Origin of the sequence: Pantoea agglomerans, from assembly GCF_021397715.1 — a bacterium.
GTDB lineage: Bacteria > Pseudomonadota > Gammaproteobacteria > Enterobacterales > Enterobacteriaceae > Pantoea > Pantoea astica.
On sequence record NZ_CP090207.1, the window covers coordinates 3,628,715 to 3,651,808 of the forward strand.

22 protein-coding genes and 3 tRNA genes are annotated in these 23,094 nt (G+C 57.2%); 13 read left to right on the forward strand and 12 right to left on the reverse strand.

What is annotated here, in order from left to right; genetic code table 11:
* Nucleotides 1-34: 34 nt before the first annotated feature.
* From yjjG to LZU96_RS17340, 3 genes are read right to left on the reverse strand one after another with little or no spacing between them, the layout of a single operon-like run.
* Nucleotides 35-715: a pyrimidine 5'-nucleotidase gene (gene yjjG, locus LZU96_RS17330; protein ID WP_233985370.1), complete on the reverse strand. Its 681-nt coding sequence runs from the start codon at nt 713-715 to the stop codon at nt 35-37.
* A gap of 18 nt (nt 716-733) precedes the next feature.
* Entirely contained in the window at nt 734-1,174 is a 441-nt protein-coding gene (rimI, locus tag LZU96_RS17335; protein WP_233985371.1) for a ribosomal protein S18-alanine N-acetyltransferase, read from the reverse strand.
* A complete protein-coding gene (locus LZU96_RS17340; RefSeq protein WP_233985372.1) occupies nt 1,146-1,556 on the reverse strand; it encodes a DNA polymerase III subunit psi in 411 nt (136 codons plus the stop codon). Before LZU96_RS17340 ends, rimI begins: the two co-directional genes overlap by 29 nt.
* A 106-nt stretch (nt 1,557-1,662) precedes the next feature.
* Here LZU96_RS17340 and rsmC point away from each other — a divergent pair, with 106 nt between their 5' ends.
* From rsmC to LZU96_RS17360, 4 genes are all read left to right on the forward strand, one after another.
* Nucleotides 1,663-2,694 (forward strand): 16S rRNA (guanine(1207)-N(2))-methyltransferase RsmC, encoded by a 1,032-nt coding sequence (gene rsmC / locus LZU96_RS17345; RefSeq protein WP_233985373.1) that lies wholly within the window; start codon nt 1,663-1,665, stop codon nt 2,692-2,694.
* A 151-nt stretch (nt 2,695-2,845) separates the two neighbouring features.
* Nucleotides 2,846-2,932, forward strand: a tRNA-Leu gene (locus LZU96_RS17350).
* 30 nt (nt 2,933-2,962) lie between these two features.
* Nucleotides 2,963-3,049: transfer RNA gene (locus tag LZU96_RS17355), tRNA-Leu, on the forward strand.
* Between the two features lie 28 nt (nt 3,050-3,077).
* A tRNA-Leu gene (locus tag LZU96_RS17360) sits at nt 3,078-3,164 on the forward strand.
* Nucleotides 3,165-3,237: 73 nt separating this feature from the next.
* Here the strand turns inward: LZU96_RS17360 and LZU96_RS17365 are convergent.
* Nucleotides 3,238-3,522 carry a DUF1435 domain-containing protein gene (locus tag LZU96_RS17365; RefSeq protein WP_233985374.1) on the reverse strand — a complete coding sequence of 95 codons (285 nt, stop codon included), beginning with the start codon at nt 3,520-3,522 and terminating at the stop codon, nt 3,238-3,240.
* Nucleotides 3,523-3,743: 221 nt separating this feature from the next.
* On the opposite strand from LZU96_RS17365, the gene LZU96_RS17370 reads away from it, so the two are divergent.
* The 3 genes from LZU96_RS17370 to LZU96_RS17380 all read left to right on the forward strand — a co-directional run bounded on the left by LZU96_RS17370 (nt 3,744) and on the right by LZU96_RS17380 (nt 6,377).
* The gene (locus tag LZU96_RS17370; protein WP_233985375.1) at nt 3,744-4,832 is read left to right on the forward strand and encodes a GGDEF domain-containing protein; all 1,089 of its coding nucleotides are present in this window, start codon (nt 3,744-3,746) and stop codon (nt 4,830-4,832) included.
* 192 nt (nt 4,833-5,024) lie between these two features.
* Nucleotides 5,025-5,816, forward strand: coding sequence for a siderophore-iron reductase FhuF (gene fhuF / locus LZU96_RS17375; RefSeq protein ID WP_233985376.1), 792 nt, complete (start codon nt 5,025-5,027; stop codon nt 5,814-5,816).
* 96 nt (nt 5,817-5,912) lie between these two features.
* Nucleotides 5,913-6,377: a YbaK/EbsC family protein gene (locus tag LZU96_RS17380; RefSeq protein ID WP_233985377.1), complete on the forward strand. Its 465-nt coding sequence runs from the start codon at nt 5,913-5,915 to the stop codon at nt 6,375-6,377.
* On the opposite strand, the gene LZU96_RS17385 is transcribed toward LZU96_RS17380, so the two are convergent.
* The 4 genes from LZU96_RS17385 to LZU96_RS17400 all read right to left on the reverse strand — a co-directional run bounded on the left by LZU96_RS17385 (nt 6,374) and on the right by LZU96_RS17400 (nt 11,282).
* On the reverse strand, nt 6,374-7,594 hold the full coding sequence (locus LZU96_RS17385) for an MFS transporter (RefSeq protein WP_233985378.1): 1,221 nt from the start codon (nt 7,592-7,594) through the stop codon (nt 6,374-6,376). The genes LZU96_RS17380 and LZU96_RS17385 overlap by 4 nt on opposite strands.
* 208 nt (nt 7,595-7,802) lie before the next feature.
* On the reverse strand, nt 7,803-8,789 hold the full coding sequence (locus LZU96_RS17390) for a nucleoside hydrolase (protein ID WP_233985379.1): 987 nt from the start codon (nt 8,787-8,789) through the stop codon (nt 7,803-7,805).
* Between the two features lie 12 nt (nt 8,790-8,801).
* Complete coding sequence (locus tag LZU96_RS17395; protein WP_233985380.1) at nt 8,802-9,824, reverse strand: LacI family DNA-binding transcriptional regulator; 1,023 nt, start codon at nt 9,822-9,824, stop codon at nt 8,802-8,804.
* Between the two features lie 66 nt (nt 9,825-9,890).
* On the reverse strand, nt 9,891-11,282 hold the full coding sequence (locus tag LZU96_RS17400; RefSeq protein WP_233985381.1) for an MFS transporter: 1,392 nt from the start codon (nt 11,280-11,282) through the stop codon (nt 9,891-9,893).
* Between the two features lie 589 nt (nt 11,283-11,871).
* On the opposite strand from LZU96_RS17400, the gene LZU96_RS17405 reads away from it, so the two are divergent.
* Entirely contained in the window at nt 11,872-12,426 is a 555-nt protein-coding gene (locus LZU96_RS17405; RefSeq protein WP_233985382.1) for a histidine phosphatase family protein, read from the forward strand.
* Here the strand turns inward: LZU96_RS17405 and LZU96_RS17410 are convergent.
* Entirely contained in the window at nt 12,408-13,373 is a 966-nt protein-coding gene (locus LZU96_RS17410) for a WD40 repeat domain-containing protein (RefSeq protein WP_233985383.1), read from the reverse strand. The genes LZU96_RS17405 and LZU96_RS17410 overlap by 19 nt on opposite strands.
* 503 nt (nt 13,374-13,876) lie before the next feature.
* Here LZU96_RS17410 and LZU96_RS17415 point away from each other — a divergent pair.
* Nucleotides 13,877-14,890 carry a capsular polysaccharide synthesis protein gene (locus LZU96_RS17415; RefSeq protein ID WP_316044366.1) on the forward strand — a complete coding sequence of 338 codons (1,014 nt, stop codon included), beginning with the start codon at nt 13,877-13,879 and terminating at the stop codon, nt 14,888-14,890.
* Here the strand turns inward: LZU96_RS17415 and LZU96_RS17420 are convergent.
* The gene (locus LZU96_RS17420) at nt 14,867-15,784 is read right to left on the reverse strand and encodes a LysR family transcriptional regulator (protein ID WP_233985385.1); all 918 of its coding nucleotides are present in this window, start codon (nt 15,782-15,784) and stop codon (nt 14,867-14,869) included. The two genes, LZU96_RS17415 and LZU96_RS17420, sit on opposite strands and share 24 nt — an antisense overlap.
* A 111-nt stretch (nt 15,785-15,895) precedes the next feature.
* On the opposite strand from LZU96_RS17420, the gene LZU96_RS17425 reads away from it, so the two are divergent.
* From LZU96_RS17425 to LZU96_RS17435, 3 genes are all read left to right on the forward strand, one after another.
* The gene (locus tag LZU96_RS17425) at nt 15,896-16,285 is read left to right on the forward strand and encodes a tautomerase family protein (protein ID WP_233985386.1); all 390 of its coding nucleotides are present in this window, start codon (nt 15,896-15,898) and stop codon (nt 16,283-16,285) included.
* Between the two features lie 223 nt (nt 16,286-16,508).
* A complete protein-coding gene (gene opgB / locus LZU96_RS17430; RefSeq protein WP_233985387.1) occupies nt 16,509-18,800 on the forward strand; it encodes a phosphatidylglycerol--membrane-oligosaccharide glycerophosphotransferase in 2,292 nt (763 codons plus the stop codon).
* 218 nt (nt 18,801-19,018) lie between these two features.
* Nucleotides 19,019-19,594: a hypothetical protein gene (locus tag LZU96_RS17435; RefSeq protein ID WP_233985388.1), complete on the forward strand. Its 576-nt coding sequence runs from the start codon at nt 19,019-19,021 to the stop codon at nt 19,592-19,594.
* 15 nt (nt 19,595-19,609) lie between these two features.
* On the opposite strand, the gene LZU96_RS17440 is transcribed toward LZU96_RS17435, so the two are convergent.
* Nucleotides 19,610-20,323, reverse strand: coding sequence for a GNAT family N-acetyltransferase (locus tag LZU96_RS17440; RefSeq protein WP_233985389.1), 714 nt, complete (start codon nt 20,321-20,323; stop codon nt 19,610-19,612).
* A 100-nt stretch (nt 20,324-20,423) separates the two neighbouring features.
* Between LZU96_RS17440 and LZU96_RS17445 the strand changes: the two genes are divergently transcribed.
* Nucleotides 20,424-21,872 (forward strand): PLP-dependent aminotransferase family protein, encoded by a 1,449-nt coding sequence (locus LZU96_RS17445; RefSeq protein ID WP_233985390.1) that lies wholly within the window; start codon nt 20,424-20,426, stop codon nt 21,870-21,872.
* Here the strand turns inward: LZU96_RS17445 and LZU96_RS17450 are convergent.
* Nucleotides 21,869-22,963 carry a LacI family DNA-binding transcriptional regulator gene (locus LZU96_RS17450; protein WP_233985391.1) on the reverse strand — a complete coding sequence of 365 codons (1,095 nt, stop codon included), beginning with the start codon at nt 22,961-22,963 and terminating at the stop codon, nt 21,869-21,871. The two genes, LZU96_RS17445 and LZU96_RS17450, sit on opposite strands and share 4 nt — an antisense overlap.
* Nucleotides 22,964-23,094 lie beyond the last annotated feature (131 nt).

Genomic DNA, 23,094 nt, shown 5'->3' on the forward strand with positions numbered 1-23,094 from the left:
GCAATCAGCGTGCGGCTTTGCGAGGCATCCCGCATTAACCGGCCAGCAGGGCTTCCAGTTCACTCAGCGATTTGACCTGCCAGGTCGGATGAATATGTTCCGGCAGCGGACGGGTACCGTGATCGAGCCAGCAGGTTTTCAGACCGGCATTCATCCCGCCGAGAATGTCCGACTCCGGAGTATCCCCCACCATCAGCACCCGCTGACGATCCGGGTTGCCCATCTGCTTCAGCGCATAATCAAAGATCTCTGCGGCCGGTTTCGGCACGCCCACCTGTTCCGAGATCACCAGCGCCGAGAAGTAATCACGAAAACCGGTACGCTCCAGCCGCGTCTGTTGCAGCGCGGTGAAACCGTTGGTGATGATGCCCATCTTCACCCGGCCATGCAGCCGGTTCATCAGGCTGACCGCGCCCGGCAGCGGCGTGCAGATCTCGCCCATCGCCGTGAGAAAGCCGCTGTTGAGGATCTCCGGTGCCACGCTGAGCTTTTCGCTCCAGTGATTAAAGCGCTGGGTCTGCAACTGTAGCGCCGAAATAGTACCGTTTTGATAATCGACCCACAGCGGCTTGTTGATCGCCTGATAATCGGCGTAATCCTGGTCGGAAAACTGCACGTCGTAGCCGGCAAACAGTCGCTGTAATCCGGCATAGGCGTCGAAATGAAAAAGGGTATCGTCAGCATCAAACAGGATGCAATCCCAGTTATCTAACATCAAAGCTCCTTAACACCGCTACAGCGTCAGCGCCATGATGATGGCGTCTTCGCGACCGCTGGCGGTGGGATAATAGTTGGGACGGCGGCTGACCTGGTTAAACTGCAGTTGCTCATAGAGCGCAATTGCCGGCAGATTTGAGGCCCGCACTTCCAGCCACAGCGTCAGCACGTCGCGTTTAATCAGTTCATCAATCAGATGCTGTAACAATTGACGGCCAAATCCCCGGCGCTGCCAGGCGGGATCGACCGCAATGTTGAACAGCGAGGCTTCATCCAGTACCACCTGAGTGATAGCGAAGGCGGCCATTTGACCGTCCACATCGAGTCGCAGATTGAGAAAGCGTTCGCCCTGGTTACTGGCAAACGTCTGTTCACTCCAGGGAAAGGCGTGACTACGACGCTCAATGGCAAAGGCCTGCGCCCGATCGTCAGGGGTGAGAAAAGAGATGGCTGTCATGGTTACACATCTGTTGCCAGAGCGCGCGTTTGGCGGCGCCGCTGCTGATCAGTTCATTGAAGGAGGCGCTGGTTAATGCCACGCCGTTAAAGGTCTGTTCGCTCTCGACCCCAAGCAACCAGCCTGCGCAATTGAGCGTTTCCGGCAGCATTTGCAGCTGGTCCGGCGTCACGGTCATTACCTGAGTGGGTTGCAGATTCAGCGTATGCAGCACGTCGCGCATCAGCGGTTCGTGCAGGCCGGGCGGTGTGTCAGCCACGATAATCAGCTGCGTGTCCGGTGCCAGCGTGACCGCAATTTCGCCCTGAAGCACGCGCGGGCGGCGCAGCTGATACTGCGTAATTCCCATTTGCTGTAAAAGCCAGTCGCGCCTGGACGTCATGGTGTTACCTGTTCTGCTGCCTGAATGCGACGCTATGCTAGCAAACCCATCGAACATGCGCCAACAAACCACTATAATCGCCGCTCAGATCTTACAGGAGCCCTACATGTCTGCTTTTACCCCGGCCAGCGAAGTCATTCTGCGCCACAGTGATGAATTTACCGCCCGCCACGTTTTGTTTGCTGGCGATCTGCAGGATGACCTGCCCGCTCAGCTGGAGACCGCCTCTTCGCGCGTTCATACCCAGCAATATCATCACTGGCAAAACCTGAGCCACCGCATGGGCGAACAGGCGCGTTATGGACTGGTTGCGCAGGCGGAGGATGTGCAGGGCTGCGATACGCTGGTCTATTTCTGGACCAAGAACAAACCCGAAGTGCAGTTCCAGCTGCAGAACCTGCTGTCACTGCTGCCGGTGGGCTGCGATGTCTTTGTGGTGGGTGAAAACCGCAGCGGCGTGCGCAGCGCTGAAGGGATGCTGGAAGAGTGGGTCACGCTGGAGAAGATCGACAGCGCACGCCGCTGTGGCCTTTACCACGGTCGCCTCGACAAACAGCCTGAGTTTGATGCCAGCACCTTTGGTCATACTTATCAGCTCAACGATCTGACCATTCATACTCTGCCTGGCGTCTTCAGCCGTGACGGTCTGGATAGCGGCAGTGCGCTGTTGCTGTCGACCTTTACCGCACATACCAAAGGTAAAGTGCTGGATATCGGTTGCGGTGCGGGTGTGCTTGCCGCGTCGCTGCCGGCGCGTTCGCCAAAAGTGCGTCTGTGGTTGTGCGACGTCCACGCCGCGGCGATTGAAGCGAGTAAAGCCACGCTGGCTGCCAACGGCCTGGAAGGCGAAGTGTTCGCCAGCAACGTCTTCTCTGATGTGACCGGTCGCTTCGACATGATCATCTCGAATCCGCCGTTCCATGAAGGCACTCAGACCAGCCTTGACGCCGCACAGGCGCTGATTCGTGGCGCGGTGAAGCATCTCAACACCGGCGGTGAACTGCGTATCGTTGCTAACACCTTCCTGCCCTATCCACAGGTGCTGGATGAAACGTTCGGCAGCCATGAAGTGATCGCACAAACCGGCCGCTTTAAAGTGTATCGCGCCGTCTATGGTCGCGGAGCGAAAACGCGCTAAGGCCTTTTCCCGCCGTTAACCGCCTTGCCGGGCTGAAAACGTTGCTTTTTACAGCGATCGTTTCAGCCCGACGAAATAGTTGTTGACGCAAAGAGTAAAATCTCTAGAATGCGCCTCCGTGGTTGTAACATTCTCAACGTGTTACGGGTATGCGAAGGTGGCGGAATTGGTAGACGCGCTAGCTTCAGGTGTTAGTGTCTTAACGGACGTGAGGGTTCAAGTCCCTCTCTTCGCACCAAAATCACAAGTTTCATATCGCGAGCACTGCGCGAAGGTGGCGGAATTGGTAGACGCGCTAGCTTCAGGTGTTAGTGTCTTAACGGACGTGAGGGTTCAAGTCCCTCTCTTCGCACCATTGCGGTGATATGAACAGACAACTCGATGCGAAGGTGGCGGAATTGGTAGACGCGCTAGCTTCAGGTGTTAGTGTCTTAACGGACGTGAGGGTTCAAGTCCCTCTCTTCGCACCAACGTTGTCATCTTCCTGCTGTAATCCTTTCTGTTCTGTCCATCCTGTACGCATTCTTTCGCCATTTCCTGTCGTTAATTCAGATGAAAATTCACCGATACCGCCGCCAGTCCGCCCGCTAATGCCAGACATGATGGCAGCAGCAGATAGTGGCGTAAGCGTTGATTAAACAGCATCACAATCGTCATCAGTAGCGCAACAACCATCACCAGCCGCCACTGGCTGAAGCTCGGCCCCCACAAGGCAAATAATGGCATGGCGGCGCATGGCAGCAGCACGCCCCAGGCACTGTCCAGTTTTTTCCCCATCACCCAGCTAAATCCCCACAGGCCGCAGGCGGCAATGATAGCCATCCCCATGATCCACACCTCAAATGATAAGCATTCCCATTATCATATGACACTTCTGTGCCTTGTGCAGCCTGTTTTTGTCGGGTCCGGTCCGGAAGATGACAGACCAGTTGGAAAATGCTAGATTGCGGCCGATAACACTTTTAATAACAGCAATAATTTGCTCACCGTCCGGTAAAAGTTTTGCCGGCTTGCGCTTTGATATTTCAGGGCCGTAACGAGTATTTATAATGAAATTACACTCTTATGAAGAGCTGAAACACAGCAAATATCGACTTTCGCTCATGCTTTTGTTGTTCCTTAACGCTGTTATCTCGCTATTTTGTCTGACGCCGATAAAGCAGAGTGAAATGACGTTACCGGTAATATTGGTGGCTATCTTTAGCAGCGCCATTTTATGCCTTTGCTTAATTCGCCCTAAAGTACAATTACCGCTATTAAATCCGGTTGCCTTTATACTGGGCGTACTGTGGGCCTGGCACATTAACTATCGCTTTAATCAAATCTTTTATTTTGATGGCGGTTTTCTGATTATCAGTTTGCTCAGCGTCTTTTTTATCAGCGCCATTGCCCTCAGCGATCATCTGCTGGCCTTTTGCCTGCATATCACGCCGCCGGTGTTAACCGTGTTGCTGCTGGACAAGGGTGAACATCTGCCGCTGATCCTGCTCAACATCGCGCTGCCGCTGATCGGTTTCTCGCTCCAGCACCTGATGCGCCGCCGCGCCGATAACTTTACCCTGCGCCTGATGCACCAGCTCTATCAGGAGAAAGAGGCCTTCAGCGACCTCAGTATGCTCGATCCGCTCACCGGCCTGTATAACCGCCGCGGGCTGAAAAACCGGCTCGACAATATTCTGGAAAACCATGCAGGCAGTCATTATGTGCTGCTGCTAGATATCGATCATTTTAAAGCCTACAACGATAATTATGGTCATGCGATGGGTGACCAGGCGCTGGCGCGGGTCTCGGTGGCGATTCGTGATGCGGTGCGTTCGCGTGATGTGGTGACCCGCTATGGCGGCGAAGAGTTTCTGGTATTAATGACCAACGTTAACAGTTCCATTGCGATGAAACTGGCAGAGCGGATTCGTCAGTATGTGGTTGATTTAGAAATCCCTCATCGCTTTAACGAAAAAGTCTCGACCCATGTCACCATCAGCGCCGGTATTGCGCCTATTTATGATAATGAATTTGACCAGGCGGTGGCGAATGCGGACCGCGCATTATATGTGGCCAAAAATCAGGGAAGAAATACCATTCTGGCCTGGGAAGATTTGCCTAAAGCTCAACACCTGCCGTCCACTGAACGGGCGTAATATTCTGCGCCGGAACCGGCTATTATCGTGTCGGCGCAACGACCCGCCATTTTTCATTCTATTAGTTCTTATTCCTGACTTAATTTTTACTCCCTGTTACCGGCTATCACTTGCTGTTGTTTTGCACAGCTTGTAGAGTGAATCAATAACGATTATCATTTGCTTTCTTATCTACCCTTTTCGCGAGTCGACATGGCAACCGTAACCGCACAGGAAAATCGCTTTAGCACGCAGTCGATAATCTTCCGGCAACACGATGGTTCGCTGGCGGAAAGTTTGCAGCAGCGGCTATTACAACAGCCCGACTACCTGCAGCAGTCGATTAAGCTCGATCGGCCTGCCCCGCCCGATTGCCTGACGCTCGCCGAATGGTCACAAACCGCCACCTTCACCCCACTGATTCAGCGCTACAGCGACTATCTCTATCGCGATCATCCTGATGCCGTGCGGGAAGCAAAGCCGGTGCTGTCACTGTGGGCGCAGTGGTATTTTGGCCTGTTGCTGCCGCCGCTGATGATAGCCTTACTGCAGGAGTCGCGCGCGCTCGACTGCTCGCCTGAACAGATCCGGGTTGAGTTTCAGCAGGGTCATCCCGCCGCGTTCTGGATTGCGGTACAGGAAGATGACGATGCGCACTATCTTAATGCACAGCAGCGCCTCGATCGGCTGATTCAGCAGCATCTGATTCCGGTGGTCAACAGCATCACCCGCCACGGCGACATCAATGCCAGACTGATCTGGAACAACATGGGTTTTTCGTTTCAGTGGTTTCTCGGTGAGCTGAAAAGTCAGATTGGCGAGCAGCAGGTGGCGCAGCTGGAACAGGCGCTGTTCTTCAACCAGCGGCTGCTGGATGGCAGTGATAATCCGCTCTACCGCACCATGATCCCCCGCAACGGCGAACTGGTTCGTCGCAGCTGCTGCCAGCGTTATCGCATTCCCGATGTGGCGCAGTGCGGCAACTGCACATTAAGCAGCAGCTGATCGCGACGCATTCTGTCACGGAATCTCCGCTAATCTCGTTTACAGGCCCGAAGGCTTGTGGCAATTTCTACGCCTTCGATCAGCCTGGAGAGAAAGATGAGCCTGGAGTCAGTCCGCCAGTTCTTTGCCGAACACGCCCCTGAAATTGAAATTATTGAGTTGGCCGAAAGCACCGCGACGGTTGAGCTGGCCGCCCGCGCCCACGGCGTCACGCCGGGTCAGATCGCCAAAACCCTGTCGTTAAAGGTGAAAGATGAAGTGGTGCTAATCGTGACCCGCGGTGACGCCCGGCTGGATAACCGCAAGCTGAAAGCGGCGCTGGGCGCCAAAGCGCGGATGCTCAGCGTCGATGAGGTGATTAACTGGACCGGCCATCCGGTCGGCGGCGTCTGCCCGTTCGGGCTGGAAAATCCGCTGACCGTTTACTGCGATGTATCGCTGCGCAGTTTTGACGAGGTGCTGCCCGCGGCAGGCGCCATCCATAGCGCGGTGCGCATCAGCCCGCAACAGATGGCTGAACTGACCGCCGCCCGATGGATTGACGTCTGCGAAGCGCGTTAATCGGGCTGTCGGGCCACCGCGCCGGAAATTTCGATGCCGCGTGTTTCGCGGCCGAATGCCACTAACAGGCAGATCAGCACCGCCACCGTACCCGCCACCATCGCCATGCCGAGTCCGTAATTGCCGCCGTGCGCTTCTGCAATGCGCGACTGCAGCGTGGCGTTGACGGAGGCGATCAGATTCCCCAGCTGATAAACAAAGCCTGGCAACACGGCGCGCGCGTTAGCGGGTACCAGTTCGGTCAGGTAGGTCGGTACCACGCCCCACGCGCCCTGCACCATAAACTGCATCAGGAAAGCGCCAATGCCGATTGCCCAGGAGCCGCTGGAAAAAGCCCACAGCGGTAAAATCGGCAATGTCAGGAGTGACGCCAGAATAATCGCCTTTTTACGGCCGATACGTTCCGACAGTGAGCCGAAGCAGATGCCGCCCAGCATCGCCGCGATGTTGTAGCCGATGGCGATAATGCTGACGGTATGGGCATCAAACTGGTGCTGCACTTTAAGGAACGTAGGATAGAGATCCTGGGTACCGTGGCTGAAAAAGTTAAAGCAGGCCATCAGCAGCACCATGTAGAGACAGATTTTCCAGTGCTGGCGAATGATCGGCATCAGCGCCGAGCTGGTTTTACTTTGCCGTGCCGCCAGCCAGACTGGCGATTCCGGCACCTTAAAGTAGATAAACGGCAGCAGCAGAATCGGCATCGCGCCAATCAGGAACATTCCCCGCCAGCCAACGGTAGCGAAGAACAGGCCAAAGACGATCGACGCCAGCAGATAGCCACAGGGATAACCCGCCTGGAAAATGCCGGACATCAGCCCGCGAGAGCGATCCGGAATGGTTTCCATCGCCAGCGAAGAGGCCACGCCCCAGATCCCGCCCATCGCCACGCCGTAAATCACCCGGAATGCCAGAAACGCGCCAAAGGTCGGTGACCAGGCGGAGAGCAGTTCGAACAGTGAAAACAGCACAATATTCAGCATCAGAATCGGCTTACGGCCATAGCGCTCCGCCAGGCGACCAAACAGCAGCGCCCCGATTGGCCGTACCGCCAGCGTCAGCATAATTGCCAGCGAGACCTCGGAAACCGAGGTGTGAAAATAGTGCGCCAGATCGCTGAGCACAAAAACCAGAATAAAGAAGTCGAAAGCATCCAGCGTCCAGCTGGCAAAACTGGCAAAGGCCACGTTTCGCTGGGTCGGGGTCCAGTTAAGCATGTCACTATCCTGTCTGAGCGGCTTCGGCACAGTGGCCGGAAAGGGGTTAGCGCAACCCGCAGTATGGTTGCGAATTTGTTAACCACTTGTATATATCATGTCAGAAAGGTTAGCGTGCTACGCAATTGTCAGCCGCTGCTTCAGGCTGTAAATAAGCGTGTCAGAAAGGGGGTACAGCGGCATTACGGGGCGGGTTTCGCCCCGATTTTCAGGCTGTCAGGCGATGAAACGCCTGCTCGATGATCGAGAGCAGCTGCGCGTTATCAACGCGATGGAGTACATGGACTAACGCACCACAGTTTTCCGGGATGCCGGTCGTCACGCGCAGCGGCTGACGGTAACGCCAGCTTTTGCCGCGCGTCGGCCCGGCCCGCAGTTCGATATCGACCCGATAATCGATGCCGGAGGCCACCCGCTGATTCAGCAGCCAGGCGATCACCAGTGCATCATGAATCCAGCAGCCGGCCAGATGACGGGTCTGCATCGAATAGTCGATCCACGGCCGCAGCGTGTCGCGCACAAAGTGGGTCAGCGGATGATCTACGGCGGTCAGGCGGGTCAGATCCTGCTGAGTCAGCAGAGTCTGGGTCGTGACATCCATCGGCACCAGCGTCAGGGTTGCGCCGCTGTGCAACACCTGATGCGCCGCTTCCGGATCGAGACCAAAATTGGTGTCTTTGATGTAATCATCCAGCGCGAATACCCCGCCCATGATCACAATCTCCGCCACCGATTCCGCCATTGCCGGATAACGCTGCATCGCCAGCGCCACATTGGTCAGCGGACCAATCGCCACCAGCGTAATCTCGCCCGGATTGTCGCAAATCAGTTTGCCGATGGCGTCAGCCGCCTCGCCCGCCTCTGCCGGTAGATCGGCCGGCTGACGCACATCCTGCCACAGCGCGCTGAGACCAGACGCGGTGACCCGATCATCCAGCACCTCCCGCCACGGCACCGGATCTTCCAGCAGGGCGCGCGGCGCGCCCTGAACCACCGGAATGGGCAATCCCAGCCGGGTGACCAGATCTTTGGCGACGCGCGTCCCCACCTCACAGGGCGTATTACCCGCCACGGTGGTGATCAACTCCAGCGACAGTGCAGGAGAGGCCAGAGCCAGCGCAATCGCCAGCCCGTCATCGGTGTTAGCACCCGCGATGCCGTTGCCGGGATCGCAGTCAATAATGATTCTTTTCATGGATTTGTCAGGTTAACTCTGGCTTTGCGGCTTACAGCCGCAGGATTCACCGATTTCAAGATAGTGTGGAAACTCTTCCAGTTGTGCTTCGTCATGCCCCTCTTTCAGCATCCGGATAGCGCAACGCGCCATCTCACGCAGCGGCTGGCGCACCGTGGTTAATGTCGGAACGTGAAAGGCAGCGTGTTCAGTGCCGTTGAAGCAGACCAGAGCCACATCCTGCGGGACGCGGATCTGATGTTCGGAGAAGGCGCGCAGTGCGCCCAGGGCCTGACCTTCATTACTGGTAAACAGCGCACGCGGTACGCAACGACGTGCAATCATGGTCTGAGCCGCGGCGTAACCGCCCTGACGGCTATAGCTGGCCGGAAAGATCAGCGCTTCATCAATCGCCAGGCCGCGATCCTGCATCGCGTCACGCCAGCCCTGAATCCGATCCTGCGCATTGAGCATCTCTGTCGGGCCGCTGATCATTCCCACCTGCTGATAACCGTGGCTCAACAGGTGTGAGGTCACCTGCCAGGCGGCCTGACGCTCATTGACCCGCAGCATACTGACGCCCGGCTGCGGCTCTACCCGTTCCAGCATCACCAGCGGCGTACCGCTGGCTGTGATCATCTCAATGTAGGGATGACGATCGACGCTGTTATAAAACAGCCCATCGACCTGCCGGTTCAGCAACCCCTGAATCAACTCCAGCTCGCGCTTGCGGTCATCGCCCGCATCGCCCAGCAGCATCACATGACCGTGATTAAGTGACTCCTGAAGCAGGACGTGGGCCATCGAGGCCACAAACGGGTTGCTGATGTTGGGAACCACCAGACCAAAGGTTTTGGTATTTCCGGAGGCCAGTGCGCGCGCTGCGGCATTGGGCCGGTATCCGGTCGCCTGAATCGCAGCCAGCACCCGCTGACGTGTCGCATCGGCAACCGGACGTGGACCGTTATTAATCACATAACTGACCACCGCCACCGAGGTGCCTGCCGCTTTCGCGACCTCACTGCGGGTGACTTTTCCTGTTAACGACTTAGCCACATCCCTTTCCTCCCTAAACAAAGCAGGCCGTATTACACGGCCTGCTGCACTTTTTTATTGTCCCGGCTATATCGCATCATCGGGCAGATTGAGATCCCGCCCTCGCGTCTCTGGCGCCACAAAGGTGGTGAAGAACCCGATGGCGGCCATCACCGAGAAGTAGACCGCAATCGGCCACCAGTGACCGCTGTAGGAGAGCATCGCTGCCGCCACCAGCGGCGCGGTGCCGCCAGAGAGAATCGAACCCAGCTCTTTAGCGAACGCCATTTTGGTGTAGCGATGATGGACACCGAACATCTCTACGCCCCACGCCGCCTGCACGCCATAAATGCCCAGCGATGCCAGCGCCATCCCGACCACAATCACCGGAATGATCAAGGCCGGTTCGCGGCTATCCAGCAGCGTAAAGGCAGGCCAGGCATAGACCATCAGCAGCAGGCAGAACATGCGATAGACTATCCGACGGCCAAAACGGTCCGACAGCCAGCCTGCACAGGGGATAATGATAAAGCCTAGCAGCGACGCCAGAAAAACGGCGGTGGTCGGCACCGATTTATCCACCATCAACACCTTAGCGACGTAGCCAACAATAAATCCCTGCGCCAGATAAGAAGGGCCATTTTCGCCGATACGCAGGCCGACCATGGTCCAGAAGGCGCGGGTGCGCTGAAAGAAAGGACGCGAGTCGACCGCGGGCTGAGCCGCCATCACGCCCGCACGCTCCGCCGCCATCTGCGCTTTTTTACGCTCAAAGACCGGGGTTTCACGCAGGTTACGCCGAATCCACAGTGCCACCAGCGCAATCAGAGCACTGCTGAGGAACGGGATACGCCAGCCCCACTCCAGCAGGCTTTGCTGATCCATCTGCACCACTACCAGCCAGACCAGCGAGGCCAGCAGCGTACCGCTGTTGGAACCGAGCGCGATCACCGACGAGATCAGGCCGCGACGTTCTACCGGCGCATATTCGCCCAGCATTACGGTACCGCCCGAGAGTTCAGCACCCGCACCAAAGCCCTGCGTGAAGCGCAGCAGCACCAGACAGGCGGGTGCCCAGACGCCAATCGACGCATAGCTGGGGATTAAACCGATAAAGGTGGTAGAGACGCCCATCAGGATGATAGTGGCAATCATCACCACCTTTCGCCCTTTGCGGTCGCCGAGCCAGCCGAAGAACAGCGCACCAATCGGCCGGGCAATAAAGCCGACCGACCAGGTCGCGAAGCTGGAGAGCAGCGCCATCGCCGGGGTCGATTCCGGGAAGAAAACGTCACCAAAAATAATGCCGGCGGCAAGGCCATAGAGCGCGAAATCCGCGTACTCCATTGCCGTACCTAACCAGCATGAGAAAGTGGCGCGCCAGAAATCTTTGCGGCCTGAAGGGGTATTAAACCGCTCGTCGGCGGCTGAAGTGGAAGGCTGTGATGCCTGCTGCTTAACGGTGCTGTGTGCCGTCATAACCCGGTCCCTGAATGAGTATGCAGATCGATAAACGCCCGTCCATGGGTCGGTTCCCGGATTGTAAGCGGAACTCCCCCGGTGGCGACGTTCGGATGACTAACCATGATGAAAGGTTAAGGGATTCCCTGGTGTTGGAATCTTGTCCTCGCTCGTTTTCGCCGATCTTTTTTTGACCAGTCGCTTTAATGGAGCGAATGTAACTTCACAATCAATGGCGCCTGCCGTGCATCATGCACCGTGAGCAATCACTGGGCACATAGTGTATCTACGCGCGTAGATAAATCAATAGATCTTCAGCTAATTTGTTAGCTAAATTTCATTATCACGTTGCGTCACCAGGCGTTTTTATCGCAAATTCAGCCAGTTACACTAATCACCCTGCGCAAAAAAAAGACACCACAACCAGTAAAGTAGCATTTTCTCTTATCATTAAGCTAAATCGATAAGCGATCCCTTTCATCGCGTCCTGTTGTCGCACGGCGCTGTTACCTGAGTATGACAACCTGAGCATTCTCTTAAAAAAGTGGCGGGGATTGGCAAACGCAGGCAATGCTTTACCCTGAGGTGAAGAGAGAGAAGGAAGGTTATGACGATTATTTTAATGCGACACGGTAAGCCCGACCATCCGCCTGGCCCACGGCACAACGTGCAGGCGCTGGCGGACTGGTGCGAAGCCTACGATCTGTCACAGGTCAGCGACGGTCCACCGCCGCGTAGCCTCTCCATCGCGCGTCAGGCAACGGTGGTGGTTTGCAGCCCGTTGCCCCGCGCCCGCTCGTCACTGAGCCAGCTCGGTTTGCAGCCGCATGAGGTTGATGCGTTATTCAGTGAGGTCGCGGTGCCGCTGTTACCTGGCAGCCAGCTCCAGTTGCCGACGCTGCTCTGGCTGGCGCTGCTGCGGGTTTTGTGGCTGTGTGGCTACGCCGGTCAGTCGGAATCGCTGCGGCATGCACGCCATCGCGCCTCGCTGGCCGCCGATCGCTTAATAGAACATGCCCGACAGGGAACCGTATTGCTGCTGGGGCACGGCATCATGAATAAGATGATCGCCCGCGAGCTGCGCAAACGCGGCTGGCAGGCGGAAAAACATGCCAGCAGCCGCCACTGGAGCTCGGCGATTTATCATCGGCCGTTTATCTGATCGCGCGAAAAATAGCTCAGCACTTCACACCCGGTCCCTACCCGCGGCGTGGCAATCACTTTCCGCTGTGCCAGATCGATCACGCTTAGCGTGCCATCGCCCTGGTTAGCAATCAGTAACAGCTGCTTGTCAGGGCTGAAGCAGCCATCCATCGGCGTACTGCCAACCGCAATATCGCCGAGCGGATTGAGCAGATCGTCAAACAGGGTCACCACCGGCTCACCCTCACCTATCGCCACCAGCAGTTCACCATCGGCGCTGAACCGCACCACCTGACATGAACGCTGATGACCCGGCAGCGCCAGCCGCTGACGAATCCGATGGCTCTGCCGATCGATAACGTAGAGCAGCGGCGCATCGGCGGCACTGGCTACCAGGTAAGGATGTTTGGGTGACGCGGCGATACCGGCAATCGGCCCCGGCAGCAGAATGGTATCGATGATCCGCCCTTCCGCTTCGCACAGATCGACCACCGTGATGGTCGCGTCCTCTTCGTTATCGGTGAATAATTTGCGACCGCTGGGCGACAGCGTCAGGCGATGCGCCTGATGGGAAGGGATCGGAATCACTTTTTCCAGCTGGTCAGTGATGGGATCGATCACCGCCACCGCGGCACTCTCCTCACAGCAGAGATAAACTTTGCCATCGCGGCCCAGCTGACCGCTGTGCGGTGCCCGCAGCGGCGACAGGTCAATGAAGCCGCTGATCTCCCGGCGCTGTAAATCAATAATCGCCACTTTATGGCCCGGATGCGGATTGTTACCGTGAACGCCATCGCCGTAAATCGGGACATAGGCTTTGCCCCACGCCGTTAACATCACCAGTTCGTGCGGCCGCGGCGGAAAGGCATTAAGTTCCCGCTGTACCGCAAAGGTCTCCGGGTTGAGAAACAGGACGCGGTTGCCCTGTTTATCCACCGCCAGTAAACCGTGAGATTCACTCTGCATGCGCGCTCCTTTCTCAGTAAGGTCCTTTTAAGCGTAGACAATCGTCAACGCGCGACACGCTGTGAGCGATTGATGAGCAGAGCTAACGCAGCCGTTTAAGCGCAATCCGGCAGCGGAAAGGCAACCTGGCCACGGCACAGGCTATTCCCCGGCGGCGTGATTCAGAATTTCCTTATCAGGCAATGCAGGCGAGGCGAAATAAATGATAAAGGCGGGTTAACCTATTAAATTCATCAGCTGACCGGATTATTTCCGTATTATCCGAAAGTCGAAAAAAGACATAGCTTATAGCTAAATAATGTTTTATTAAAAAGGTGCAGTGCAATTTAAAACAGCCGTGAGGAAACTATCGCGCGCTTTTTCACTGCGCCGCCATCAGGGAAACCCTTTAATAATTCCCGCACTGATTGAAATTGCAGCCAGGCTGCAACGCCCCGCTATCGCATTAATTACCGGGCGCGCTTTCTGCAATATGACGGGAAAATAAAAACAACAGGTGCACCATGAGTTTACATCGCCAACGCCCTGCGCATAAGATCTGGCGCAACTGGAAAAGAATATCATTCAGTAGTCAGATGTTATGGAATAAAAAGCGACACGGCCTCTTTAGCGCTCCGGAATATGATCCGGGCCAGGAAGAGAATGTGGTGCTGATATCGCAGCAGAAAAGCCTGCCGGAGATTCCAAAGATTGTCTGGATGTACTGGCATAACGATCAGCTGCCCACCTCAATGGCGCTGAATATCAGTAAAATCCGTCGGGATAATCCCGATCACCAGGTTTATCTGATTACCCGGCATACCCTGCCGCAGTGGCTGCCCGATCTCGACTTTATCACTGCCGATCTGACGCTGGCCCATAAAAGTGAAATTATTCGTCTTGAACTGATCCACCGCTACGGCGGCATCGGCATTGATTGCAGTACCCTGCTGTTTGAAGATCTCGGCTGGGTGCATCGTGTTCATCAGGAGCGGTCGATGGATGTGATCGGTTATTACTGCGAACAATCGACCCTGAACTTCCTCGCGCCGGTGCTCGAAAGCTGGTTTGTCGCCGCTGCGCCACAAAACCTGTTTATCCGCGAGTGGCTGAAACAGCTGGCGCCGGTTAAAAATGTCGGCATCCAGAACTATTTTCAGGATCTGAAGAAGCGCGATGATTTCCCGATGATTGTGCAGAATATGGATAATCCGTCGCGTCAGCTGCTGTCGCTGGCACAGCAGGTGGCGATGCGCGAATACCGTCGCGCCAATCTCTACCTGCGTAAAGGCGAGGCCAACGCCTACTATTATCAACGTCTTCATGCCGACAGCAGCAGCGCCTTCGCCCATTCCGTGCTGTTTCAGCAACGACCGCAAACGCCACCCCCGATCATTAAACTGACCGGTAACGAGCGGCTGCATCTCGACTTTAATCTGCGGCTGGGATTGTATAATCGCCGCAGCCTGATGGGTGAGATGATGCAGCAGACCGCACCGGCGCTGACGCTGCCGCTAAGCGTCAAAGCGCGCGCGTAACCAGTGAGCAAAGGTGGTGACGGCGCGCGGCACCTGTGCCGCCCAGGGCCGCACTATCCACAGGCGGGCGGCGAACGCCTCGACCGCCTGCCATTCTGGCAGCACCTGTTGCAGTGAACCGTCCTTCAGCGCCGCGCTGGCGCTGAAGTCGGGCAGCATCGCAATGCCTAATCCCTGTAGCGCCGCATCACGGATCGACTCACTGTTATTGGTGGCAAAACAGCCCTGAATCCGCACCTGAATCCGCTCATCATCACCGTCGCTCACAAAGCTCCAGCGTGGTGATTCCACCCCGCGTGGATAGTACAGGCAGTTATGCCGGGCCAGATCCTGTGGTACCACCGGCAGCCCGTGCGCGGCCAGATAGGCCGGTGAGGCCACCAGCAGCGTGCGTGTATCACACAGCGGCAGCGCCACATGGGTTTCCGGCAGCCGGTCGCTGTGGCGTATCGCCAGATCAAACCCTTCACTGCTCAGCGACACAATGCGATCGGTGACGTCCAGCTGCAGGCGAACCTGCGGATAGTCACGCAGAAACTCGCCGATAAGCGGCACCAGTTGCTGACGGGCAAAGGCGACCGGCGCGGTGACCCGTACCCGTCCACGCACCGGACCGGCGGTGTCACGTACGCTGAAAAAGCTCTGCTCGATGCGGGCAAACGGCTCGCGCAGCTCCTCCACCAGCTTTTCACCCGCCGCGGTCAGCCGCACGCTGCGGGTGGTGCGCTGAACCAGCAGCACGCCCGCCATCTGCTCCAGCTCTTTGATTTTCTGACTCATCGCCGCTTTGCTGACGTCAAGGCGATCTGCGGCACGGGTAAAGCTGCCCTGCTCCGCCAGCACCGTCAGCCAGTGCAGGTGATCCCACAGCGCATCGGTCTTCAGCTCTTTCATTTTCATTGTTCAATATTGTGAATAATCAGTTCAGGCTACCCGCTTTTTCCCGGCGGATAAAGCGGTCACTATAGTCGCAACAGATATCCTTTTTACCGCGAGGAACCGCCAATGCCACTGCTGCAATTTGATGTTATTCAGGGTCGTTCAGAATCAGAACTGCGTACGCTGCTGGATGCGGCACACCGTGCCGTCCTCACCGCCTTTCAGGTGCCTGAGCGCGATCGCTACCAGATTGTTCAGGAAAACAAGCGTTATCAGATGGTGTTTCAGGACACCGGACTGGGGTTCAGCCGCAGCGATAATCTGGTGATGGTGCGGGTCTACACCAGCCCGCGCAGCAGCGAACAGAAACAGCATTTTATGGCCGAACTGGCGCGTGAACTGCGGGAGAGCTGCGGCGTGCAGGGCAACGATTTGATGATCAGCTTTATCACCAATGACAAAGGCGACTGGAGCTTCGCCGACGGTGAGGCACAATACCTGACCGGCAAACTCTGAAATTGTGCTCCCGCCAGTGCGACTGACGGTGTGCGCCAGCCGCCGTCAGGCCTGATAAATGCCCCTCTGATCCCCTCTCTCATCAATATGATCCTCACCGCACAAATCTGGCTGGATGTGTTGCAGCCGGGTTACAGCCAATATAGATTGTCGAAAAACCATCCCCCCGAAGGTGGCCGGCAGTCTGAAGCGCCGCGTACTCATATCAAGAGAGGATTTGCCGTTGTCCGAATTAGCGTCACTTGGGCTGTTTCTGGCCGCTATTGCTATCTATTCCTGTAAAGCCGGGCGTAACAAATTTTGGTTCTTCGTGGTGCTAATCCTGCTGGTGTTGTTTGTGGTGCTGAATGCGACGCTCTACGCCAGCAACTACTTCACCGGCGACGGCATCAATGATGCGGTGCTCTATACCCTGACCAACAGCCTGACCGGCGCAGGGGTCAGTAAATATGTGGTGCCGGGCATCGGGCTGATCATCGTGCTTTTTCTGCTGTTCTGCCTGCTGTCGTGGATACTGCGACGGCGTGAACGGCCACACCATATCGGCTGGTCGCTGCTGGCGGTCGTCTGCGCGCTGGGTTCAGTGCAGACCACGCCTGCGTTTCGTCAGGTGACGTCGCTGATCGTATCGCATACCCAACTGGCTGACTCCGACTTCGACGCCTTTTATAAGGTGCCGCGTAACCGCATTGATCAGCCTCACCTCAACGTGGTTTACATCTACGGCGAAAGTCTGGAGCGCACCTATTTTGACCAGCACGCCTTTCCCGGCCTGGCACCTGAACTCAGCCGCCTGAAAGAGCAGAGCATCGACTTCAGCCAGACCGAGCAGCTGCCGGGTACCGACTACACCATCGCCGGTATGGTCGCCTCAATGTGCGGCATTCCGCTGTTTGCGCCGTTTGACGGCAATGCCTCAGCCTCACTCTCCAGCTTCTATCCGCAGAACGTCTGCCTGGGTGACATCCTGAAAAACTCCGGTTATCAGAACTGGTTTATTCAGGGCGCTGACCTGCGTTTCGCCGGTAAAGATGTGTTTCTGAAATCGCACGGCTTCGATCCGGCCAACCTGTATGGTGCGCAGGAGCTGAAAAGCCGCGTTGCCGATCCGACCTATCGCAATAACTGGGGTTACTATGACGATACGGTGATGGATGAAGTGTTTGAAAAGTATCAGGAACTGTCACAGGCCAATAAACCTTTTGCGCTGTTTACCCTGACGGTCGATACCCATCATCCCGACGGTTTTATCTCCCGCAGTTGTGAACGTAAGAGCTACAGTTTCGACGGTAAACCGAACCAGTCATTCAGCGCGGTCGCCTGTTCGCAGGAGCACGTCGCGCGGCTGATTGAGCGGATCAAAGCCTCGCCGTGGTTTAAGCAGACGGTGATTGTGGTCACCTCCGATCACCTGGCGATGAATAACACCGCCCATCAGTATCTGATTAAGCAGCCGCGTCACGATCTCTTTATGGTGATCCGCGGCGATAAACCGCAGGCGGAAGTGATTGATGCGCGCCGCAGTACGCTGGATAACGGCGCGACGCTGCTGGATATTCTCGGCGGCGACAACGCCATTGGCCTGGGTCGCAGCAGCCTGAGCAGCGTCTCGCTCTCGACCCAGTTTGACGATATGAAAACGAAGGTGACGAGCTGGAAGCCCGACATCATCCAGCTGTGGAATTTCCCGAAGATGATGGACAGCTTTACCGTTGATCAGACGAAGCATACCTTCAGCTTCTCGGGCACCACCTTTAAATTACCGATCCTGTTCCGCATCAGCGATAAGCACGTCGAGCCGATGCCGGAAGGCGAATATTCAGCGCCGCTGCGCTATCAGCTGGCCGATTTCACCTCGACCGATAAGTTTCTCTGGGTCGATCGCTGCTTCAAAATGGCGCGCCTGTGGCAGCCATCGCTGGCGCTGTCAGGGGATTTCTGTGTGGCCATGGGCCAGCTCGGCGCAACGCCCACGGTGACGCTTATCGATCAGCCACAGTGGAAAGGCAACGTGAAATTCCCGACCGCAGCTACCAGCGATGCGGCTTATCAGCGTAATCTGGCGCAGATCCGCATTGAGGATAATGACATTCGTTACAGCGCCGACAGCTTCAGGCTCGACGTGCCGGGTGCTCCCCAGAGCATCAAACGTTTTAGCGGTATCTCCCGACCGGAAAGCTGGGGCCGCTGGTCCAATGCCAATCTGGCACCGGAAGTGAAGATTGAGTACGTCGACCCGCTCCCCGCGAAGTTTGACCTGGTGATTACCGCCCGCGCCTACGGGGCTAACGCCCATCGCCAGATCCCGGTGCGGGTCGGGGATCAGCAGCAGCTGTTGTCGCTGGGTGAAACCGTCTCGACCCATACGCTGCATTTTGAAAACCCGACCGCCACGCATGAGCTGATCATTGCGCCGCCGGAACCGCAGCTGAGTAATATCGGCAATATTACCGGCCAGGACCCGCGCAAACTGGGCATTGGCATGGTGGAAATCAGGATCGTGCCGCAATCGTAACCTCTGCTTTTTCTGATCTCCGTTGCAACATCACGCAGCGGAGATCGTCCCGCCCTCAACCTAAAATGTTGCGAGATCGCTCGCAACTCAATTCACGTTACTTGTTGAATTAATTGATATTTTCTGGAAGATCGCGCAAAATAACACCCGCTTTGTGGCACCCTTTGCTGGCCCTGTCATCATGCCGCTATCACCGTATTGCCGAAGGAGAGGCAGAGATGACCCGCGCTATGATGAATACCCACAAAGCCTTCAAAGCCCTGCAGCGGGCAGGGATCGACGACCAGCAGGCGGAGGTGATGGTGGAGATCTTTACGGAGTTGCAGCAAGGGAAGCCGGGCGAGCAGAACGATAAACAACTCAGCCGCATTGAGCGCAAAGTCGACCAGATCGATGAGCGTCTCGGCAACGTTGAGCGCAAAGTCGACCAGATCGATGAGCGTCTCGGCAACGTTGAGCGCAAAGTCGACCAGATCGATGAACGTCTCGGCAACGTTGAGTGCAAAGTCGACCAGATCGATGAACGTCTCGGCAACGTTGAGCGCAAAGTCGACCAGATCGATGAGCGTCTCGGGCACGTTGAAAGGAAGGTCGATAAGCTGGGCAGCCGGTTTAATCAGCTTGACGTCAAAACCGATAAGCTGGATGCAGGCCTCATCAGCCTGACCCGGACAACAGAGATGCTCAGGGATGAAATGGTGACCGTTAAAAACGACATGCGCTGGGTTAAACGGCTGTTTATGGTGATGACCACCACCCTGCTGGTGGCGGCCATTAAAACCCTGTTCATCTGACTCTCCGGCAACCGGTCAGGGCCGCTCGCGCAAGGTTTCCAGCTTCTCGCGCTGTTGCCCTTCGGCAGTAAAGTTGTCGCTGGCCAGCCAGCGCTGCAGCCCCTTTTTCACCTGCGGCCATTCGCCATCAATGATCGACAGCCAGCTGGTATCGCGGCTGCGGCCCTTATAAACAATCGCCTGGCGGAAATCGCCTTCGTGCCGGAAGCCGAGACGTTCCGCCGCCCGGCGTGACGGTGCATTTAAGCTATCGCACTTCCACTCATAGCGGCGATAACCCAGCGTCTCGAAGGCGTAACGCATCAATAGGTAATGGGCTTCTGTTGCCATTCGGGTCCGCTTCAGCTGCGGTGAAAATGCCACATGTCCGACTTCGATCACCCCATGCTCCGGCTGGATCCGCATCAACGCCAGGCTGCCTGCCGCCAGTCCGGTCGCAAGATCGATCACCGCGAAATGCAGCGGATCGCGACTGGCCTCCAGCTGAGTCGCGTGATCCTGCCACGCCTGCCGGTCATCAAACGGCCCGACGAACATATAGGTCCAGTCGCGACCCTCTTCCGCGGCGGCGTAGGCTTCGAACAGCGCCTCACCATGACGCGCCACGCTGAAGGGTTCAAGGCGGCAAACCTCACCGCTGAAAACCTGTGGCTGGGGGAAAGGACGTGGTTGCCAGTCCGGCAATGGATGTCCGACTGGCTGACCATACTGATTAGTGTGTTGTGACATACCGCCTCCTGGCTTCCGATGATGTCTGCAGATTGCCACTATCCTGGTAGGTTAAAAAGTACCACAATGTTTGAAAATGATAGATCCACGGGAGCGCGCGATGAAAGCGGAGAGCCATCCTTTGTTGCTGGCACCGTTAACGCCAGCCGCCGGCACCACGCTGCAACAGCAGCTGTATCAGCGGATAAAACAGGGCATTTTACAGGGCCAGCTGGTGGCTGGCGCGCTGTTACCCGCCACCCGACAGCTGGCCGCTGAGCTACAGGTGTCACGCAATACGGTGCTTAACGTCTGGACGCAACTGCAGGCGGAAGGCTATCTGATGAGCGATCGGCAGGGCAGCCGCGTCAGCCTGCTGGCGTTACCCACTGCCCGGCCGGATGACGACGAATTAGCCCACTGGCCGCTGGCAAAACGGCTGGCTGCCCTTCAGCTCAGCCAGCGTTTCGACACCGGTACACTGCCGCTGCGTCCCGGCATCCCGGCGCTGAACCATTTCCCGCTGACCGCGTGGCGTCGGGCACTGAATCATGTGCTGAACCACACGCCACCGCGCCAGCTGGGCTATGGCGATCCGCTGGGTGATCCTGAACTGCGTGCCGCGCTGGCACAGCAGTTACGCATCACGCGCGGTGTACGATGTGACGCCGGACAGATTGTGATTACCGAAGGGGCACAGCAGGCGCTGACGCTGTGTGTCACCCTGCTGAGCGATCCGGGCGATTATGGCTGGGTTGAAGATCCGGGCTATCGCGGGGCCAAAGCGGCAATGCAGGCTGGCGATCTGCGGCTGGTTCCGATCCCGATCGATCAGCAGGGCCTGGCGCCGCAGCCGCAACACTGGCAACAGACGCCACCGCGCCTGATCTACACCACACCGACCCATCAGTACCCCACCGGCGCGGTAATGAGCGCCGCCCGGCGGCTGGCGCTGATTGCGGCCGCACGGCAGCAGCAGGCGTGGATTATCGAAGATGATTATGACGGCGATTTCCGGCACCACGGCGAGCCGATTACCGCCATGCAGGGGATGACCGATAATGCGCCGGTGATCTACCTCGGCTCCTTCAGCAAGACGCTGTTCCCTGCCCTGCGTATCGGTTTTATGGTGCTGCCCGCGCCGCTGGTCAGCAATCTGCGACCGGCGCTGCATCAGCTGCTGCGCGGGGGTAATCCGCTGGAGCAGCAGGCGCTGGCGCGCTTTATTCTCAGCGGCGACTACAGCCGACACCTGAGTAAGATGCGCCGCCTCTATCGCCAGCGTCAGACGCTGCTGCGCAGCGAGCTGCAGCAGGCGGCAGGCCAGCCGATCCCCTTACTGGGCGGCGACAGCGGGATGCATCTGGTGCTGCCGCTTGATGCGGCTCAGGACGATACAGCCATTGTCCGCCATCTGCTTCAGGCAGGTTACGCGCCCGCCGCGCTCTCTACCTTTTATCTGACTGAACCGGCGCAGCGTGGTTTAGTGATGGGCTACGGCAACAGCAGCCGTTCGCAGATCGGCGCGGCGGTGCGTCAGCTACGCCGGTTACTGGGCTGGCCGGATTAACGTCTGGCGCGTGGCTCACTGTCGCTGGCCGGAGCAGCAATCGATTCCCGCAGTATCAGCCGGGCATCAAAGCGCGGCATCGGACCGGCCGCTTCGCCACGAATTTCGGCAATCAGCCGGCGTGCCGCTTCACGCCCCATCTCGTACACCGGTTGCGCCACCACCGTCAGCGGCGGCGTCACTATCTCGCTCCATGGAAAGTTGTCATACATCACGAAGGAGAGATCCTCCGGGATGCGCAGCCCGCGCTGCGTCACTTCACGCAGCAGCCACATCGCTACCACGCTGTCAGAGGCCACCAGCGCGCTGGGTGGCTGCGGGCGCTGCCACAGCTCAGCCACGATGCGGGCGATCTGCGCTTCATCCAGCGCATTCACTTTTACCAGCGACGGATCAAATTCCACTCCCGCCGCGGCAAACGCCTGCATCATGCCACCGACGCGCTGGGCAACCGGCGTCAGGCCAAAATCAGCTGGCGCACAGTAGTCACCGGTCAGCGCCATGCTGGTGACATAGGCGATATGACGATGGCCGGCCTGTAGTAACCTGCTGGTGGCGTCAGCCGCCACTTCGGTGAATTCACAACAGATCGCTTCGACATCAAGGCCGGTAACTGCACGATCGAACAGTTTCAGCGCCCGACCCTCTTCCAGCACCTGCATCAGATGGCTGTTTTGATCGCGCTCTGAACAACTGGGGGCCACGATAATGCCGTCGACCCGCTTCTCCAGCATCACCCGCACCGCATCCTGTTCAGCCTGCAGCTTTTCGTCGCTGTTGCTGAGCAGCAGATGATAACCGGCGGTACGCGCCACATCCGCCATGCCGCGCAGGGCGAGGCCGAAGTGGGGATTTTCAATATCCCCGACAATCACACCGATGGTGTTAGAGCGCCCGGTATTCATGCTGCGCGCCAGCTCATTCGGACGGTAGCCCAGTGCGGCAGCGGCGCTGTTTACCCGCGCCTGCACCTCATCACTGACCGCGCCATAGCCCCCTAGCGCACGCGCCGCCTGGGCCTTGGAAACCTTTGCCGCGCGCGCCACATCCGCCACGGTGGGTGCTTTAGAACGTAATTTCTGGCTGGTCATAATTATTTTGAATCACAGGTTGATGACAGGAAGATTGACGCCGAAAAAAGGCTGTGCTTAAACTCATTGTAACCCCTTGAGACCGGTCTCACAACGCCCACGTCCACAAGGTGTCACCTGCGTTGAGACCG

Excerpts from the sequence above, each read along its gene's own strand:
- yjjG (WP_233985370.1), bottom strand. The coding sequence starts at position 715 with ATGTTAGATAACTGGGATTGCATCCTGTTTGATGCTGACGATACCCTT.
- rimI (WP_233985371.1), bottom strand. The coding sequence starts at position 1,174 with ATGACAGCCATCTCTTTTCTCACCCCTGACGATCGGGCGCAGGCCTTT.
- LZU96_RS17340 (WP_233985372.1), bottom strand. The coding sequence starts at position 1,556 with ATGACGTCCAGGCGCGACTGGCTTTTACAGCAAATGGGAATTACGCAG.
- rsmC (WP_233985373.1), top strand. The coding sequence starts at position 1,663 with ATGTCTGCTTTTACCCCGGCCAGCGAAGTCATTCTGCGCCACAGTGAT.
- LZU96_RS17365 (WP_233985374.1), bottom strand. The coding sequence starts at position 3,522 with ATGGGGATGGCTATCATTGCCGCCTGCGGCCTGTGGGGATTTAGCTGG.
- LZU96_RS17370 (WP_233985375.1), top strand. The coding sequence starts at position 3,744 with ATGAAATTACACTCTTATGAAGAGCTGAAACACAGCAAATATCGACTT.
- fhuF (WP_233985376.1), top strand. The coding sequence starts at position 5,025 with ATGGCAACCGTAACCGCACAGGAAAATCGCTTTAGCACGCAGTCGATA.
- LZU96_RS17380 (WP_233985377.1), top strand. The coding sequence starts at position 5,913 with ATGAGCCTGGAGTCAGTCCGCCAGTTCTTTGCCGAACACGCCCCTGAA.
- LZU96_RS17385 (WP_233985378.1), bottom strand. The coding sequence starts at position 7,594 with ATGCTTAACTGGACCCCGACCCAGCGAAACGTGGCCTTTGCCAGTTTT.
- LZU96_RS17390 (WP_233985379.1), bottom strand. The coding sequence starts at position 8,789 with ATGAAAAGAATCATTATTGACTGCGATCCCGGCAACGGCATCGCGGGT.
- LZU96_RS17400 (WP_233985381.1), bottom strand. The coding sequence starts at position 11,282 with ATGACGGCACACAGCACCGTTAAGCAGCAGGCATCACAGCCTTCCACT.
- LZU96_RS17405 (WP_233985382.1), top strand. The coding sequence starts at position 11,872 with ATGACGATTATTTTAATGCGACACGGTAAGCCCGACCATCCGCCTGGC.
- LZU96_RS17410 (WP_233985383.1), bottom strand. The coding sequence starts at position 13,373 with ATGCAGAGTGAATCTCACGGTTTACTGGCGGTGGATAAACAGGGCAAC.
- LZU96_RS17415 (WP_316044366.1), top strand. The coding sequence starts at position 13,877 with ATGAGTTTACATCGCCAACGCCCTGCGCATAAGATCTGGCGCAACTGG.
- LZU96_RS17420 (WP_233985385.1), bottom strand. The coding sequence starts at position 15,784 with ATGAAAGAGCTGAAGACCGATGCGCTGTGGGATCACCTGCACTGGCTG.
- LZU96_RS17425 (WP_233985386.1), top strand. The coding sequence starts at position 15,896 with ATGCCACTGCTGCAATTTGATGTTATTCAGGGTCGTTCAGAATCAGAA.
- LZU96_RS17435 (WP_233985388.1), top strand. The coding sequence starts at position 19,019 with ATGACCCGCGCTATGATGAATACCCACAAAGCCTTCAAAGCCCTGCAG.
- LZU96_RS17440 (WP_233985389.1), bottom strand. The coding sequence starts at position 20,323 with ATGTCACAACACACTAATCAGTATGGTCAGCCAGTCGGACATCCATTG.
- LZU96_RS17445 (WP_233985390.1), top strand. The coding sequence starts at position 20,424 with ATGAAAGCGGAGAGCCATCCTTTGTTGCTGGCACCGTTAACGCCAGCC.
- LZU96_RS17450 (WP_233985391.1), bottom strand. The coding sequence starts at position 22,963 with ATGACCAGCCAGAAATTACGTTCTAAAGCACCCACCGTGGCGGATGTG.